Origin of the sequence: Bacillus sp. FSL M8-0071 (assembly GCF_037975455.1) — a bacterium.
Classification (GTDB): Bacteria; Bacillota; Bacilli; order Bacillales; family Bacillaceae; genus Bacillus; species Bacillus subtilis.
Genome location: NZ_CP150256.1, coordinates 550,969 through 567,849, shown reverse-complemented (window position 1 = coordinate 567,849; position 16,881 = coordinate 550,969). Strand labels below are relative to the sequence as shown.

18 protein-coding genes and 2 pseudogenes are annotated in these 16,881 nt (G+C 39.8%); 6 read left to right on the top strand and 14 right to left on the bottom strand.

Annotation, left to right across the window (positions count from 1 at the left end):
* Positions 1–41: 41 nt before the first annotated feature.
* The 5 genes and pseudogenes from MKX71_RS02950 to MKX71_RS02930 all read right to left on the bottom strand — a co-directional run bounded on the left by MKX71_RS02950 (position 42) and on the right by MKX71_RS02930 (position 4,192).
* Positions 42–826 (bottom strand): annotated as a pseudogene (locus MKX71_RS02950) (GNAT family N-acetyltransferase).
* Between the two features lie 186 nt (positions 827–1,012).
* A pseudogene (locus MKX71_RS02945) lies at positions 1,013–1,259 on the bottom strand (hypothetical protein).
* A gap of 58 nt (positions 1,260–1,317) precedes the next feature.
* Entirely contained in the window at positions 1,318–2,625 is a 1,308-nt protein-coding gene (locus MKX71_RS02940; RefSeq protein ID WP_014478962.1) for an arsenical efflux pump membrane protein ArsB, read from the bottom strand.
* Positions 2,626–2,637: 12 nt separating this feature from the next.
* Complete coding sequence (gene aseR / locus MKX71_RS02935; RefSeq protein WP_014478961.1) at positions 2,638–2,973, bottom strand: metal-responsive transcriptional regulator AseR; 336 nt, start codon at positions 2,971–2,973, stop codon at positions 2,638–2,640.
* A gap of 622 nt (positions 2,974–3,595) precedes the next feature.
* Positions 3,596–4,192, bottom strand: a complete 597-nt coding sequence (locus MKX71_RS02930) for a TetR/AcrR family transcriptional regulator (protein WP_020425115.1) — start codon at positions 4,190–4,192, stop codon at positions 3,596–3,598.
* Positions 4,193–4,397: 205 nt separating this feature from the next.
* On the opposite strand from MKX71_RS02930, the gene MKX71_RS02925 reads away from it, so the two are divergent.
* A complete protein-coding gene (locus MKX71_RS02925; protein ID WP_122895060.1) occupies positions 4,398–5,585 on the top strand; it encodes an MFS transporter in 1,188 nt (395 codons plus the stop codon).
* Positions 5,586–5,728: 143 nt separating this feature from the next.
* Here MKX71_RS02925 and MKX71_RS02920 read toward each other — a convergent pair whose 3' ends face one another.
* Complete coding sequence (locus MKX71_RS02920; protein WP_015252732.1) at positions 5,729–6,322, bottom strand: NAD(P)H-dependent oxidoreductase; 594 nt, start codon at positions 6,320–6,322, stop codon at positions 5,729–5,731.
* Positions 6,323–6,432: 110 nt separating this feature from the next.
* On the opposite strand from MKX71_RS02920, the gene MKX71_RS02915 reads away from it, so the two are divergent.
* Positions 6,433–6,819: a winged helix-turn-helix transcriptional regulator gene (locus tag MKX71_RS02915; RefSeq protein WP_003242640.1), complete on the top strand. Its 387-nt coding sequence runs from the start codon at positions 6,433–6,435 to the stop codon at positions 6,817–6,819.
* Between the two features lie 148 nt (positions 6,820–6,967).
* Here the strand turns inward: MKX71_RS02915 and MKX71_RS02910 are convergent, their stop codons facing one another.
* The gene (locus MKX71_RS02910) at positions 6,968–7,840 is read right to left on the bottom strand and encodes a YitT family protein (protein ID WP_024572357.1); all 873 of its coding nucleotides are present in this window, start codon (positions 7,838–7,840) and stop codon (positions 6,968–6,970) included.
* A 254-nt stretch (positions 7,841–8,094) separates the two neighbouring features.
* Here MKX71_RS02910 and MKX71_RS02905 point away from each other — a divergent pair, with 254 nt between their 5' ends.
* A complete protein-coding gene (locus MKX71_RS02905) occupies positions 8,095–8,424 on the top strand; it encodes a winged helix-turn-helix transcriptional regulator (protein ID WP_128422546.1) in 330 nt (109 codons plus the stop codon).
* Positions 8,425–8,505: 81 nt separating this feature from the next.
* Positions 8,506–9,078, top strand: a complete 573-nt coding sequence (locus MKX71_RS02900) for an alpha/beta hydrolase (RefSeq protein ID WP_086343495.1) — start codon at positions 8,506–8,508, stop codon at positions 9,076–9,078.
* Between the two features lie 52 nt (positions 9,079–9,130).
* Here the strand turns inward: MKX71_RS02900 and MKX71_RS02895 are convergent, their stop codons facing one another.
* Together MKX71_RS02895 and MKX71_RS02890 are read right to left on the bottom strand one after the other, a co-directional pair.
* Positions 9,131–9,556: a MaoC family dehydratase gene (locus tag MKX71_RS02895; RefSeq protein WP_339231716.1), complete on the bottom strand. Its 426-nt coding sequence runs from the start codon at positions 9,554–9,556 to the stop codon at positions 9,131–9,133.
* 194 nt (positions 9,557–9,750) lie between these two features.
* The gene (locus MKX71_RS02890) at positions 9,751–11,142 is read right to left on the bottom strand and encodes a PLP-dependent aminotransferase family protein (RefSeq protein ID WP_273796161.1); all 1,392 of its coding nucleotides are present in this window, start codon (positions 11,140–11,142) and stop codon (positions 9,751–9,753) included.
* A 154-nt stretch (positions 11,143–11,296) separates the two neighbouring features.
* Here MKX71_RS02890 and MKX71_RS02885 point away from each other — a divergent pair, with 154 nt between their 5' ends.
* Positions 11,297–12,160: a DMT family transporter gene (locus tag MKX71_RS02885; protein WP_251233433.1), complete on the top strand. Its 864-nt coding sequence runs from the start codon at positions 11,297–11,299 to the stop codon at positions 12,158–12,160.
* Between the two features lie 129 nt (positions 12,161–12,289).
* On the opposite strand, the gene MKX71_RS02880 is transcribed toward MKX71_RS02885, so the two are convergent.
* Entirely contained in the window at positions 12,290–12,835 is a 546-nt protein-coding gene (locus MKX71_RS02880; RefSeq protein ID WP_015252737.1) for a TetR/AcrR family transcriptional regulator, read from the bottom strand.
* 334 nt (positions 12,836–13,169) lie between these two features.
* On the opposite strand from MKX71_RS02880, the gene MKX71_RS02875 reads away from it, so the two are divergent.
* The gene (locus tag MKX71_RS02875) at positions 13,170–13,445 is read left to right on the top strand and encodes an HPr family phosphocarrier protein (protein ID WP_042977066.1); all 276 of its coding nucleotides are present in this window, start codon (positions 13,170–13,172) and stop codon (positions 13,443–13,445) included.
* A gap of 273 nt (positions 13,446–13,718) precedes the next feature.
* On the opposite strand, the gene MKX71_RS02870 is transcribed toward MKX71_RS02875, so the two are convergent.
* From MKX71_RS02870 to MKX71_RS02855, 4 genes are all read right to left on the bottom strand, one after another.
* Complete coding sequence (locus MKX71_RS02870; RefSeq protein ID WP_029317366.1) at positions 13,719–14,351, bottom strand: VTT domain-containing protein; 633 nt, start codon at positions 14,349–14,351, stop codon at positions 13,719–13,721.
* 133 nt (positions 14,352–14,484) lie between these two features.
* Positions 14,485–15,561: a HAMP domain-containing sensor histidine kinase gene (locus MKX71_RS02865; protein ID WP_029317367.1), complete on the bottom strand. Its 1,077-nt coding sequence runs from the start codon at positions 15,559–15,561 to the stop codon at positions 14,485–14,487.
* Complete coding sequence (locus MKX71_RS02860; RefSeq protein WP_029317368.1) at positions 15,558–16,244, bottom strand: response regulator transcription factor; 687 nt, start codon at positions 16,242–16,244, stop codon at positions 15,558–15,560. The genes MKX71_RS02865 and MKX71_RS02860 overlap by 4 nt, the downstream gene beginning before the upstream one ends.
* Positions 16,219–16,824 carry an rRNA adenine N-6-methyltransferase family protein gene (locus MKX71_RS02855; RefSeq protein WP_029317369.1) on the bottom strand — a complete coding sequence of 202 codons (606 nt, stop codon included), beginning with the start codon at positions 16,822–16,824 and terminating at the stop codon, positions 16,219–16,221. Before MKX71_RS02855 ends, MKX71_RS02860 begins: the two co-directional genes overlap by 26 nt.
* Between the last annotated feature and the right edge of the window lie 57 nt (positions 16,825–16,881).

Below are 16,881 nucleotides of genomic sequence, written 5' to 3'. Positions count from 1 at the left end.
AACATCGGTTGGTATCTCCTTTTAAGGTTCTTTCATTAAGGTTAGCCAGAGTAGTAAATAGTGTATTCCGTTACCGTCTTAAACCCTAGTTTAGCTGCTAATGCAATGGACGAATTGTTGCAAATATCACAATCCCAGCTAGGAACAATCCCATTTTCCATACAAAACGCTATAAACCTATTTGCTACGCAATAAGCTAACCCCAGTCCTCTATATTCTTCAAGTGTATAGATATCCATTTCCGCTCGATTATGCCCTAAAAATATAGAGGTACACTCACTTACTACGTGATTGCCATGTAATACGGCAAATCCAAAACCTTTTGAAGCAAACTGTGAGACAGAATTCCAATACTCCTCATAATACGCGCTGTTAAACGCTGTGCTATGTGAAATGATGTCTTCGTCAATTCTTTTCAATACAAGCCCCTTTGGCAGTTGCAAAGTCTTTTTGAAAGATTTTGGTTGATAAGAAAATGCAGCTCTTCTCATTTGGTTTAAGTCATCTTTCAGTATGGGTTTCAGTACGCTATCCCATGTATCACTGGAAGAAAACAAGGTAAATCGTTTTGATGATTTCACTTGTTCTTCATAATATCCTCAATGAAATCATGAAAATCCCGATTCCCTTGGTCTCCCGCAATAAAATAAATGCCTGATTCAGTTCCTATAAAAAACGATTTAGGAAAGGTTTGATCATCTGCATAAACAGCTCCCGGAATGGTTTGGTCTAATATTGAATAGACAAATGTGGGACAATATTTGTCATCAAACATTGTTTTTAAGCTACTGTATTTTTCTTTTGTTAATTCCTGCAAAACAGACAACTCCTTTAAAACACCGTCTCCTTCATGATTCTGTTCACAAATCAATTTTCCTCTGTCACCAGCTAAATAACTTCCCTGTTACGAATCTCAGACTAATAAAAACAGGTGTCTGCACTCAGCTCGCAGACACCTGTTGAACAACACATTGCATTATATAACCCAAGGAAACGCTAGTATATCGATTCTTTATTCCCCAGTTACAGCAAACTGTTTTAAACGGTCACCAATTTCATCACGGACCCTTTGGAAACACTTCTTCTGTTCCGTGTGCTTTTGTCGGATCATCAAATTTATCCGATGTTTGATTTGAAATATCAATCCCTGCTTCTTTCATAGCTTTGACAGCTTTCAGATGTCATCCATGACATTCGATTTCAGCGCTATACTCATTCCACTTGTCCCCAAGATATTCTCTCCCCCACCCTTCAGCCATTTGGCTGCGGCAAGAGTTACCTGTGCATTATTTTCCTTGATATAGTGACCTTGTCCTTTTAGAAACAAGAATGGATTATCAGCAGCCAAATATACAGGCCGACAAGTGTGATCAATAAAGTGGGTATCGTGAGGATAATTCCTGTTTTAAAATACGTGCCCCAGGAAATCTTCATACCTTTGTGCGAAAGAACATGAAGCCATAATAATGTCGCCAAGGAACCAATCGGTGTTATTTTAGGTCCTAAATCTGAACCGATCACATTTGCATAAATAAGCGCTTCTCTCATCATCCCATGTGTATCTGTACCGGCAATCGCCAATGCGTCAATCATAACAGTCGGCAAGTTATTCATAATGGAAGAAAGAATCGCCGCAATAAAGCCCATTCCAATTGTCCCAGCAAACAATCCTTGATCAGCTGCGGCTTGAATCACATCTGAAAGGACATCCGTTAATCCGGCATTTCGGACACCATACACAACAACATACATGCCAATTGAAAAGAATACGATAGCCCATGGCGCCTCTTTCACCACTTTCTTTGTATGGACGGCCGGACTCTTTTGCGCAGCGATTAAGAAAATGATCGCAATGCTACCCGCTACCACTGATACAGGGATAGAAAAAAATTCACTTGCAAAATATCCAATTAACAGCAGCCCTAAGATATACCATGACAGTCTGAACATGTTTTGATCTTTAATTGCTTCAACAGGTTTTTTAACCTCAGTCAGATCATAGCGTTTTGGTATGCTTTTTCTAAAGAAAAGGTAAAGTACAATGATGCTCGCCAGCAGCGAAAACAAGTACGGGACAACCATTCTGGATGCATAATCAATAAACGTAATATGAAAATAGTCCGCTGAAACAATGTTGACCAAATTGCTCACTACTAAAGGAAGCGAAGTGGTATCCGCAATAAATCCGCTGGCAATGATAAAAGGAAAAACTAATTTTTCATTAAAATGTAATGCTCTGACCATCGCTAATACGATTGGTGTCAATATAAGAGCTGCACCGTCATTTGCAAATAACGCGGCGACAATAGCTCCTAATAGAGATACATAAACGAACATCCGCACACCGTTTCCTTTTGCAGCCTTAGCCATATGAAGCGCTGCCCATTCAAAGAAACCGATATTATCAAGAATTAACGATATCAGTATGATGGCCACAAAAGCCAAGGTCGCATTCCAAACAATCCCTGTCACAGTTAACACATCATGAAAATTGACAACACCTGCTATTAGAGCTAAAACTGCGCCTCCACAGGCTGACCACCCTATAGATAAATTTTTCGGCTGCCATATGACCAATACTAGAGTTAATAAAAAGATGAATACTGCCAAAATCATTGATGTCAATCTAATGCCTCCTTACTGGCAACACGCTTGAGTTTTCTTTTGTTTGATATGGTTTAACAATTCATCCTCCTGATCGATTTGATGTAAGATCAATTGCAATGTATCAAACTCAGGACAGGAACCATTTATTGAATAATAACGCCATTGGCCTCTTCTGTCCTCATTCACAAAACCTGCGTTTCTTAATTTCCGCAAATGCTGGCTTATGGCGGGCTGGCTCATTTCGAACATATCAACCAATTGACAGACACAATATTCTTTTTCAAGAAATAATCTCATCATTATAAGCCTAGTTTGATCACTAAGTGTTTTCAAACAACGAGTCATCGCCGCAACATCAATCGTCATATGAGCTCCTCCTTCCCAAATCAATATATAAGCAAATCATTATATACACGCCAAATGATTATACATTCCCCTTTACGTTTCCATATGTAGCGCTCCGTATATCTTAAGGATCAAAACTTCGAACAAAACCTGAGTCGCTCCCCGCGTTTCCTTAGCGCCCCCGTCATTATATAAACTTTTATTTATATAAACAATCCCTTATATTTGGAACATCAAATATTCCGGTATAAATATTAGACTATTTCAGTTATGGGAGTGGTCATAGAGCCCAAGCTGAAACTAGACAATCATCTGGATATTAAAAAACAGGTCTCTTTAGAGGCCTGTTTACATTGCAAGTATTTTTCCATTGCCATGACACCTACATAATGGCCATCGTTTTCCCCTGTTCTTTAAATACTCCAACTTTGCGATATTCCATTGAAGTATAGAACCCTTGTTCCAATCGATGAAAAGGAAATGTAATAATATGTATTCACGATTGAATGACTTCTTTTTCGACATCCGATAAGAGAACTTTTCCCTCGATGATTCCGCTCAGCAACAAAAATCTTATCTTTCACTGTGCGATTAGAGAGAACCAATTTGTCATATAAACCGTAGCTTTTGCAGTTCTTATCAGCTACATACTCTCTGTAGCAGAGGTAGCTTGAACTCCCTTAAACGCGTTCATCACCAAATCATGCACATAGGAATCATTCACCTCATCCCCTGTTATAAGCAGACGATAGAAAATTGGTCCGTAAATGAGATCTATGCTTACTTCAATATCAAGATTCTCTCTCAATTCACCTTTCTGAATTCCCTTTTCTAGAAGGCCTTTCGCTTGGAGGCGGCGAGGCTGGAAAAATCGCGTGCGATATTCTTCTGCCAATTTTTCATCCAACTGCCCTGCCCCTATTAATTCCTTAATAACGGTTCCTTCCCGGCTTGTCAAAAACCTAGCTAAATTCGTGGCGTGGGTTACTATATCTTGTACTGACGACCCTGTATCAGGCACAGGCAGCCTGTCCGTCGCTGTCGAAAGAAAGCTGTCCATGATAACGGCAGCTTTGTTAGACCACCATTTATAAATCGTTGCTTTACTCACTTTCGCACGCTCGGCAATTTTATCGACTGTCACCGCATCGAAGCCTTTTTCCAGCAATAGGCCATAGGCTGCAGATAGAATCGCCTTATGCGTTCCTTCATCACGCGGCCGCCCTCGTTTACTCTGCACATGAATCATTCCTTCCCGAAATATAAACTATACGTTCAGTATACTTAACCTAAATAAAAAAGAAAACAGAAATCCATTTACAAAACTGAACGTTTAGTATATTATTTTCATTAATCAACAAAACTGAACGTTCAGTTTATAAAATCACTTGTGTTGAGAAGTCATGATTACACTCAAAAAACCACTTAAAAAGGAGTTCATTCTTATGGCTAATGGAAACAAACAAGCAGGTCAGAGGATCTCACCCAGTTTAACCCTTCTTCTCGCAACAGCATGCGGTATCATTGTTGCTAATCTTTACTATGCACAACCCTTGGTCGGATTAATTAGTAAGGCAATTGGACTTTCTCCAGGCAGTGCTGGATTGATCGTCACACTCACCCAAATCGGATACGTTGCCGGCTTACTATTCCTTGTCCCTTTAGGAGATATTATCGAAAACAAAAAACTTGTCGTTGCATCGCTCCTTCTAAGCGCAGCGGCTTTGACACTAACAGCATTTGTGAAGCATGGAACACTGTTTTTAGCAGCTGCGTTTTTCGTCGGATTGGGGTCAATCGCAGCCCAAGTGCTTGTTCCATTTGCATCATACCTTGCATCAGACGCTGCACGCGGCCGGGTTGTTGGCAATGTCATGAGCGGCTTATTACTCGGTATTATGCTTTCCCGTCCGATATCTAGTCTAGTCGCTGATATCTGGGGGTGGAATGCAATATTCGCTTTGTCCGCCGTGGTAAGTGTTATCCTGGCCATCGTATTATCAAAAGTGCTTCCTGCCAGAAAACCAACAGCAAATACAAACTATACTGCCTTACTCGGTTCAATGTGGAAACTGCTGCGCACGACTCCAGTCTTACGCCGCCGTGCCATCTATCATGCGTTTGTATTTGGAGCTTTCAGCTTGTTCTGGACTACCGTTCCTTTATTATTGTCGGGTCCTGATTTTCATTTTTCTCAGAAGGCAATAGCACTCTACGCATTGGTGGGCATTGCGGGTGCAGTCGCTGCACCAATAGGCGGCCGGCTGGCTGATCGAGGCTTGACCCGGCTTGCCACTGGAATCGCTCTCGGTGTTGTCGTTGTCTCTTTATTACTGCCGCTCATGATTCAGAGCAGCTCCCCCGTCGGTATAACAGTTCTAGTGGCCGCAGCTATTCTGTTAGATATGGGTGTATCTGCAAACCTCGTGCTCAGTCAACGTGCTATTTTTTCGTTGGCGCCTGAAATTCGCAGTCGATTAAACGGATTATTCATGGCGATCTTCTTTCTAGGCGGTGCGATAGGGTCATCAATTGGAGGATGGGCATATGCCTCAGGCGGATGGAGTACAGCATTATGGATTGGAATCGCTTTTCCGGTCATCGCTTTGCTTTATTTCATCACAGAGAAATAAGTATTTCACCAAAAATAAGCAGTCAGGACCAAGCAAATAGCTTATTTTTGGTGGCTTCTTCTTTTTTTGCTATATGTTAAAATCCCTCTGTTGAACAAGAAAAAATCCTGCTTGGTGAGTACAGGATTTTCCAAAATCAATCTTTATGTTAAATCGACACCCTCCAGCTGTTTCAAATACCTTTGCAGGCGAACCTTCGGGTTTAATTCTATATTTGTAATATGCTTTACATACCGATTCGCACTTTCGGCAATTTCTTGGTCACTGATTGTATTGGCGCGATATTCGGCAAAGGAAGGCAGATAGGTCATGCCTACTAAATGGGCAGATGCTTGGAACGGTTTTGTCAGCTCGCTTATCGAAAACAAGTTATATCCGCCGGCTTGATAAGAGTGTTCAGGTGAACCGATGGACATGGCAGTTACCCACTCTTTCCCCTTCAATTTATTTCCGCCGGGACCATGAGCCCAGCCAAACGTAAACACTTCATCAAACCACTGTTTTAAAAGCGGTGGGCTGCTGTACCAGTATAATGGAAACTGAAAAACGATACGGTCATGGGCCAGGAGCTGCTGTTGTTCAAATTCCACATCAATTGGTTGATCGCGATATTTTTCATAAAGATCATGGACAGTTACATCTGGTTCACTTAAAACGGCTTCTTTCCACTTTTTATTGATACGAGAGGATTCTATATTCGGATGTACAACGAGTACGAGTGTTTTCATATGATCCATTCCTTTCATTCCTTAGATGTGACATCATTATATGATGTATATTAAAATATAAAAAGTACGCACATTGAATGTATATAGTATCAAAAAGTATACTATTAGGAGTGAACAGCTTGAGAAATCGTAAACTCGGCATTGATTATTCTTCTGATGACTTTGAAGGATGTCCGGTGGAGACAACATTAGATATCATCGGAGGTAAGTGGAAAGGCATTCTTCTTTATCATCTCATTGACGGTAAAAAGAGGTTTAATGAGTTTCGAAAACTATACCCAAAAATTACCCAGCGTATGCTCACGCTACAATTAAGAGAATTGGAACGGGATGGCGTGATTCACCGCGAGGTTTATAAACAGGTCCCTCCAAAAGTCGAATACTCTTTAACTGAGTTTGGAAGAACATTAGAACCTGTTATCCTGCACATGAAGGACTGGGGAGAAAAATATAAAGACAGGATTGATAAGCTCGAAGCAGCACGTAAAGCTGAAGATAAAATCTAATAACCAGAAAAAATACCAAGGGTTTTGACGCCCTTGGTATTTCTGTGATTCAGACCTTCACCGGTGACACCCACAAGCCCTCAAAAAGTGTTTTTGATTACATTTACCGGCGATATGTCAGTTACCGTTAAAAAGGTCATTCTATTTTTTAATGATGATTAAGACTTCTAAAATTGCTGCCCTTCACTTCAGCTACGTCATATACGGTGACAAAGGCGGATTTATCAATATCATTAATAATTTCCTTTAGTTTGGTTTCTTCTAAACGGTTGATGACACATGTGATTTCTTTAAATTTCTCGTGGGAAAAACCCCCGTAAGCTTCTTTATATGTGGCGCTTCGGCCTAATTGATCACGTATTGTCTCTACCATTAATTCAGGTTGGGTTGTAATAATTTGAAAGGTTTTAGAGCCGCTTAAGCCTTCCTCCACAACATGAATCACTTTGGATGCAATGTAGTAAGCAATGACTGAAAGCAATGCCCCTTGTAAGCCAAATACTGTGGAAACAAAAATAAACACAAATAGGTTTAAGAATAGAATGAGATCGCTCGTTCCGAATGGCAGTTTTCGGGATAGCAGCACAGCAAGCATGTCAATACCATCTAATGCGCCGCCATTACGCAGCGCCAGCCCCATTCCAAATCCAAGGATAATCCCGCCGACAACGGTAATTAAAAGGGTATCTCCTTCTATGATAGCGGGTGTGTGGTGGAAAAAGCTTGTCCCCGCGGCAAGCGATACGATTCCGATAATTGATAATAATGCAAAGCTTTTCCCAATTTGCTTATATCCTAACCAGACAAATGGAATGTTGATCACAGCAATCAAAATCCCCAGCGGCAAGTTGAATAGCTGTGAACCAACGATGCTAAGACCCGTCACCCCTCCATCAGATACACTGTTTGGAATGAGCACTGTTTCTAGTCCATATGCCGCAATGATTCCTCCAATGATAACCATGATGATTTGGAGAATCATTTTCGCTTTAAATTTCTTATGTTTTTTGGTTGTATTCATACCATTCCTCATTTCTCAAATATTTCGTTATATTTAAATATACCATAATAGATATTTTCAGCTAAAAACATGCATTTTTTAAAATAAAGTAATTAACAGTAAGGTAACCCTCTTTGACTTAGAACATTCATGTACCGTGCCGCCTGTTGAGCAAGCGGCCCCTTTCACTTCAGATCGTGAATCGCCCTCAAACTTCAACACCGAAAACCCTGAATTATTCTGTTATGATACTAAAAAAAGGAGGTTTGATTACAGTGAATAGCTTGTGCCGCAGTAAACAAGCCCCATTTGAATACACCTTATCTCTTATAGGGGGCAAATGGAAAATGAGAATACTCTATGAGTTAGGGTGTGAAAAAACGATGAGATACGGCGAGCTGAAAAGGGCTATGCCCTTCATCACCCATAAAATGTTAAGCGCACAGCTTAAGGAATTGCAAACTGACGGCCTTATTCATCGGTCTGAGGTTTCTCAAACCCCACTGAAAGTAGAGTATTCGTTATCTGACAGAGGGCGATCTTTGTACCCCCTCATAGATGAAATGTGTAAGTGGGGAATGGCACAAGGAATGCCTCATATGTAAAGCTACTTACAAAAAAGTGCGTACTTGTTTCCCAATGAGAGGAATTTTATACTGAATGAAAATATTTCTTAGGAGGAAATAATGACAAAACAAGTCTATATCATTCATGGCTACAGAGCCTCCTCAACAAATCATTGGTTCCCTTGGCTGAAAAAACGTCTGCTCGCAGATGGGGTCCAAGCAGACATTTTAAACATGCCTAATCCGCTCCAGCCAAGACTTGAGGATTGGCTGGATACACTCTCTTTATATCAGCACACTTTACATGAAAATACGTATTTGGTTGCTCACAGCTTAGGGTGCCCCGCCATTTTGAGATTTTTGGAACATATTCAATTGCGAAAACAGCTTGGCGGAATCATTCTTGTTTCCGGCTTTGCCAAATCATTGCCCACTTTACAGATGTTAGATGAATTTACACAGGGATCGTTTGATCATCAAAAAATCATCGAGTCCGCGAAGCACCGTGCTGTCATTGCTTCTAAGAACGACCAAATTGTTCCATTTTCATGGAGCAAGGAGCTGGCACAACAAATTGACGCTGCGTTATACGAAGTCCAGCACGGGGGTCATTTTCTAGAAAATGAGGGGTTTACTTCTTTGCCTATTGTTTATGATATTTTAACCTCTTATTTTTCAAAAGAAACCCGCTAACATCTTTCACCCATCTGCTTCAATCGAGCCCGCGAAAAGCGGGCTTTCTGAGTTATCGTTTGATCAATACAGATAACTCACCTTCAAACACTTTTACTTCTTTTTGATTATAAGTAGATAGCAATACTGTGAGTATTCCCAATTCATTTCTCTTTGGCTGCTTATCAAGAACCTCAACAATTGTAAACAATTCATCATCCGGATATACGGGTTTTATGAATGTCATATGATTCATCTCTGTTCCGGCTATAATATCGTCTCCATAGAAACCTTCTTCAATCCAAAGTTTAAAAGATATGGCCAGTGTTTGTATGCCGGAAGCGATAATTCCATTAAATCTGCCTTTACTCGCTTTTTCTTCATCTACATGCATATACTGAGGGTCAAATTCACCCGCAAACCGCATAATATCATCTTTTGATACTTTTAATGATTTCGTTTTGAAGACCTGGCCAACTGTAAACTCATCTAACTTCATTCTTACACCTCTATTTTTCAATTGTCTATTTTGTTTATTTTAGCACTGTGATGAGCAAATAAAAAATTCTGTTTTTCGCTAAACAGACATATCGTGGGCTGGACTGCTGGCACTCATCATATACTTAAAAAATATTGAACAGCTCTCAACACTTAGTTCCGTCACTTGGCCGTTTTGCTAAACTGAAAGCTCCCTCATATCTTCCAGGCAGCCTTCAGTTTTTTTATGCCTTCTCTTATGTCGGATTCAGAAACCCCTGCAAACCCGAGCGAAACCGTTTTTGTAGGAGGATGATGTTGATAAGAAAGAGAAACAGGATAAATTTTTACTCCATGTTTTTTCGCCTTCTCAATTAACTCTTTTTCACCAAATGGCAAATAAACGTCAAGTAAGATACGAAGCCCAGAGTTTTCTCCGCGGATTCTGACATGCTCTCCTAATTCCCTTTGCACTGCCTCTAATACAATGGCTCTTTTTTTGCGGTAAAGTTTTCTCATTCTGTTGATGTGTTTTTGCCACTCTCCATTTTTTATAAATTCAGCTAGGGTTAGCTGACTGTGGCAGGACACTGTCTGCTTATATAAGGACGTGATTTCATGCCCCTTTTTTAAAAGAGGCGAAGGAAGAATCATATAGCTGATACGCAGCGAGGGCAAAAGAGACTTAGAAAAAGTGCCCATATAAATGACACGGTTATGCTGATCAAGCCCTTGCAGAGAAGGAACCGGCTGTCCTGTGTACCTAAATTCCCCGTCATAATCATCCTCTATGATAAAGGATTGATTTTCGGCCGCCCATTTGAGCAGCTGAATTCTTCTGTTGATCGTCATGATTGTTCCCAGCGTAAATTGATGGGAAGGTGTGACATATACAAGGTTTGGCTGCTGTTCTTTGATCTTCTGTATACAGATTCCTTCCTCATCGACTGGTATCGGAACAATATTCATGCGATTGGCTTCAAAAATTTTGCGTGCTCTTGGATAACCAGGATCCTCATACCCTATAGAAATATTCGGCTCAAAAACTTGGCACAAGATTTGCAGCAGAATAGGGTTCCCGGCACCTATAATCACTTGTTCAGGGCCGCAATGAACACCCCGAGATTGATACAGGTACTCTGCAATGAGTGTTCTCAGCTCAAACTCTCCTAAAACATGTCCCGGCCGATAAAGCTCGTGTCCATATTGGTCTAAGCTATTGACCATGCTTTTTCGCCATGCGGAAAAAGGGAAGTAAGAAGAATCTACATTTCCATAATGAAAATCAATCCATTGTTTATTTTCTTCTGCTTCTTGTTGGATGGGTGTTGTGCTTGGCATTCTATCATAAGCAAAATCAGAATCATGATAATCAGCAAACCACCCGCTTCTTGGCTTGCTCACAATATAGCCCTCAGCAGCGAGCTGTTCATAGGCACGTTCTACAGTCGTTTGGCTGATGGAAAGCTGATTCGCCAGGAGTCTTTTTGAAGGAAGCTTCATTCCTTTTTGAATACGGCCCCGATGCATATTTTCTTTAAAATACCGATAAAGCTGCTGATAAAGCGGAATATCCAGAGTTCTATTCAAAAAAGGCGTGATATCCATTTGCACGTTGTTCTCCTAACTGGTATGCATTTTTTTATGAAAACTGGCCGTTTAAAAAAGGCCAATTCCAGTTTATAGTCATTGTAATCCTTAGCTGCTGGTTTTGTTAAGAAAATACAGACAATGAACAAGAAAGATATGTGGAGTGATTGTAATGAACAAACGAACAAATGGCTGGATAAATGGTTTTATAGGCGTACTCATTTTCAGCGGCTCGCTGCCTGCGACCCGTTTGGCTGTGTCAGACTTCGATCCGTTATTTCTCACAGTTTGCCGTGCTGCGATAGCTGGTGTACTGGCGGGAGGTCTCCTTCTCATCTTCCGGCAGCAGCATCCTGCCAAAAGAGATCTCATTTCATTGTTAGTGGTAGCGTTCGGCGTAGTGATTGGTTTCCCGTTGCTGACAGCTTTAGCGCTTCAGCATGTCACATCCGCACACGCCATTGTCTTCATTGGACTTCTTCCACTCGCAACGGCGGCCTTCGGCGTACTGCGCGGGGGTGAACGCCCCCGTCCCGTCTTCTGGATTTTCTCAGCTGCCGGCAGCTTGTTAGTAGCAGGTTTCGCCCTCATTCAGGGGGGAGGTTCATCCCCGCTTGGCGACGCGTACATGCTGGCTTCTATTGTCGTATGCGGTCTTGGTTATGCAGAAGGGGCCAAACTTTCACGGCGTCTGGGGAATTGGCAGGTGATCTCATGGGCACTCGTTCTGTCGCTTCCTCTTATGCTGCCATTGTCGTTCTTTTTTACGCCGGACTCATGGTCGGCGATCGGCGTTCCCGCACTGCTCAGTCTTGCATATGTATCCTTATTCAGCATGCTGATCGGCTTTGTGTTCTGGTATCGAGGTCTTGCCCAAGGGGGAATTGCAGCGGTTGGGCAGCTCCAGCTTCTCCAGCCTTTTTTTGGACTGCTGCTTGCCTCAGTGATTCTGCACGAGAAAGTAGGCTGGGCACTCGTAGCAGTGAATATCGCCGTTATCATGTGCGTTGCAGCAGCTCGGCGATTTGCAAAGTAAGGCAGACCTTTAAGCATAAACTTCAAAAATGCATGAAGGTATAAAAATACCAAGGGTTGCTGGCCCTTGGTATTTTGTATGCGATCGAAGTGCCTAGACAAATAAGTCAACACCCATTTCCTGCCTCCATTATAAAATCCTCTCTAATAAATCCCCCACTTTTTCTGCCATGACACGAGGCGGATAAGGCATTTCGTTTTTTAACCACCATTCCACTACCCCTACGTAAGCATTTGCTATAAATTCAACAATGACATCTTCACTTTGGCCGTAATTCTTGCCTTTCGTTACATCTACATCTTTCCTGAACTCTTCGATATTAAACTTAAGGAACTGACTGCGAAAATATCGAGCGCCTTCACTGGCTAACATCGTCGAAAAGAATAAATAATTACTCTCAAGGTATTCCATGCAGTGTACAGTCGATTCAATCCAGTCCATTTCAGCTGCCGACTCACAAAAATCTCCCATATTGTTTATATGCTCTTCCATAATTTTTTCTAATAGATCAAATTTATCTAAGTAATGAAGATAGATTGTTCCCCGGTTTACATTTGCCCTTTCAGAAATTTCCTTAATCGTAATATGATCAAAACTTTTTTCAGTCATCAGCTCAATCAGAGCTATTTTAATAGCCTCTTGGCTTTTGGTTATTCTTCTATCCACTTTGGACATAGCTTTTCACCAAACTTTCTTAAGATAATCAACAATTTAGAGTGGAATGTTGAATAATCAACAAATCGCCTGAATGTAACCATTGTACACACCAAGTTTTTATTTACAATAATAAACAAATGTTGATTAGTGAATCATGCTTTTTTCTCGAATGAAGTCATTGTCCATTTTAGTTAGTTGAGAATTATTTTGTAAACACAAAGAAAGGGTGTTATTTCAAAATGCAGAGAAAATGATGAAATTAGATCACTTATCCTAAAGGTACTCTAAATTCAAATTTGATCTGCAACCCAACTATAAATCCGTCAAGAGGCAGACTTTAATGAGGTGAAGAATGATTAAAAGACAATTTACGATCATTAAGGAAACAGGGTTTGCGAGACCGGCTACCCTGTTAGTCAGTATAGCTCATCGGTTTACATCAGACATTTTTCTTGAATACCAAGGGAAAACTGTTAACCTCAAACAATCACCCAAATCCATAATGGATATTATGGATTTAGGAATTAAACCCGGAACCAAAATATATATACACGCAAATGGAGCCGACGAAGCGAAGGCAATTCAAAAAATGAAAGAGCATTTACTAAAAAACGATTATATACAGTAATCAAAATCTATCGTAGTAGCGAGATTGTTATCGTTGATTTATTTATTTTGCGACAAAACAGCTTTTCAGATCATGCGTTCATTTTTCTTCTGGTGATCATTCAACCTAAAATACAAAAATTAAAAAGGATCTACAAACGAAAATGGAGGGTTTATATATGTGCAGCAGAACATAATACCAAGGGCAGTTATACCCTTGGTATTATTGGATACCGAAAGAACTTAAATCTCTACAGGTGCTTATAAGCTATAAATGGCTAGTCCCGTGGCATTTCTATGTGCTCCGTTTATGCTTAAGGGTGTTCCACATTTTAATGGATACAATAGAAACCAAAACAAATGATGCGACAACCAATACAGTTCCCATTAATGACTCACTAAAATTGATCACAATGAAACTCGAAAATATCAATAAAGGGATATTCGTAACGATAACCGTTAAAATGTAAGTGGTATACTTGATTCCTACAGCTGCCGATAAAAAACAAACGACATCTGTTGGAGCTATTGGACAAATCATCCCCAGCGCCAAAAACTTATAATTGTAAGTCTCCAATAATTTTTTCAACTCTGGATATTTACGTTCTAAATCCTTCATCATGTTCCCGCTTGAAAACATTCTTGAAAAAACGTAAACCAAGGTTTCGCTCAAAAAAATGCCAGCTATCGACAATATAAAGCTCACAACCGGATCAAAGCATACTCCCCCAAAAAACATGAGAGTCACACCTGGAATAAAAAAGAGAAGTCTAATGATCCAGAGCGCAATAAACAGCAGCATTGCGTATTTTGTATTCTCCGATATAAATTCCTGTAAATCATCCATATCGAGTGACAGTAAATGAAATTCCTTTGCTATATAAATGGCTAAAAACCACAAAGCTAAAATAAGAAATTTACTTTTCAATTTCTACACTCTCCTCACTTTCCATACCTACATGATAAGCAATAAGAATGAAGAAACTCTCCGTAAAATTCTTAAGGTTTCTTAAGTTTTATTCTAAAGAAAAAAGCTTATGGAAACTTTCCTCCATAAGCTTTTATATACACAAGGGGTGTTCGACAATAAAGCTCATCCAGCCCTCTCTATAATCCGCATGGATATTACCATTATGAAGCTCAACAATTCTTTTTGAAATGGCTAGCCCAAGGCCGCTTCCTTGTTGATCTGTTCTCGCCTTATCACCCCTGAAAAACCGTTCAAACAATTTGTCTATATTGTCAGCCGGAAAACCCTCAACTTGATTAGAAATTTTCAAAAGTGCTTTGTCACCAATGATCTCAAGGCTTATGAATAATTCAGATGGTTTCCTGCTGTATTTTATCGCATTCATAAAGAGATTATCATAAACGCGAACCATCTTTTCTATATCCATTACAACAGGTACATTGTCTTCTGCAATTGATTTTTGAACACTTAGTCGTTCCTTTTCAAAAATGGGAATGTATTCTCCTATTATTTGTTCCAATAAACCTGACAAATCAGCTTCTTTACAGGTTAACTTAACGTCCGGGCTCGATAAATGCGTATACTCAAACAGTTCATCAATCAGGTATTTCAGTCTTTGCGATTTCGAATCAATCGTTTGAAGATATTCCTGAAATTGCGCTTTACTGTCGTATTGCCCTTTTTTTAATAAATCCAAATATCCGATAATTGATGTTAATGGTGTTCTTAAATCATGGGATACATTTGAAATCAGTTCACTTTTCGACCTTTCTAACTGTCTTTCGTGTTCAAACTTTTTTTCTAACTCTTTGGACATATCATTAATGTTTTGTGCAAGCCGGGTCAATTCATCCCTACTTTCAATCCTGATGGTCAAGCCTAATTTTCCATTAGCAATATGATGAACACTCTCAGTAATAAGCTTCAAATATAATATTTTTTTCCGTGCCATGATAAAAAAAACTGCAATAAAAGTAAGAATAGCTGCCGAAAACTGAAGCAGTATCATAAAATAGCTGCTCCGGATGCTAAACTCTTTGAGATAATTCATCTTTTGTAGATAGACGTTCGATAATATAATGAGTGCCATCATACCCAATGAAACAAGAAAACTAATTGCAATCGCGCCAAGAAGCTTTGCAACCAGCTTATTTCCAAACTTTCTCATATTTTATATCCCGTTCCCCAAACAGTTTTGATGTAAATGGGATGTTTGGAATCCTCTTCTATTTTATCTCTGATTTTTGTAATGTGGACCATGACAGTGTTGTCCGACTTAAAAAAGTCTTCCTTCCATACTGCTTCATATATCTTCTCCACACTCAGAACCATTCCTTTGTTGATGCAAAGAAGTTCGAGTATATCAAATTCTTTTGGGGTCAGCCTCACTTCCCGGCCCCGCACCCATACTTGCCGTGTATCTGTATTTACGGTCAAGTCACCAATTTCAATGATGTTCTTCGTGCTGCTTGTATCAGTATTGTATTTTTTATATCTTCTTAACTGAGATTTAACCCTGGCGATTAATTCTAATGGGTTAAACGGTTTTGATAAATAATCATCGGCACCAGCGGCAAGTCCCTGAATTTTATCCATATCCTCCGATTTTGCAGAAAGCATGATAATAGGCAGATTTCGTTCTTGCCTAATCTTCATACATGCTTCAATTCCATCCATGTTGGGCATCATAATATCCAAAATCATGAGGTCAAATTCTTTTTGTCCCAACAGGTTTAAAGCTTCGATTGCGTCTTTAGCCTTTTGAGTGTGCAGGCCTTCATTTTCTAAATAAACAGAGATGAGATTTCTAATGTCTTTGTCATCATCAACAATAAGAACGTTCGACTCCATATAATTCCTCCAAATCATTTTGCGGCATCGAGCAGCTAAAGACATAAGCCGGCGGTACATTTCTAAGCTCTCTTTTTACATCTATTTTGGTAAAAAACTGTTCAAAAAACGGTTTTTTCAACGTAGTGTATTGAAAAGTAATGAATTCACCATCTCTTTTTAAAATCTTTGCGGTATCTAATAAAATGTTGGCTGAAACAGTTTTTGGCAAGCTTGCAAAGGGAAGGCCAGAAATCACATAGTCTATATAAGGCATACCATAATCCTTTACATACTGGCTGCTATTTTCAGCAGATCCATTTACAATGAATACATTCTTTTCGTCTTTAAATGTCTCTTTCAATAGTAAATAAAATTCTTCATTTTGCTCCACTAATAAAATAGTCGTTTCAGGTCTTCTTTTTTCAAGCAGTTTTTTTGTGAATACACCCGTACCCGGCCCATATTCGACAATGTATGCAGCCTTCTTGAAATCAATTCCTTCCACCATTTTATCTCCAAGATACCTTGAACTAGGAAGGATCGCACCAACAGTTCTCGGATTCACTATATACTGAAATAAGAATAACAGGCGTTTCATATCTAATCTCTCCATTTGTTTTGCATTTATATCCCACTTTACATTCAAAACCTGAAG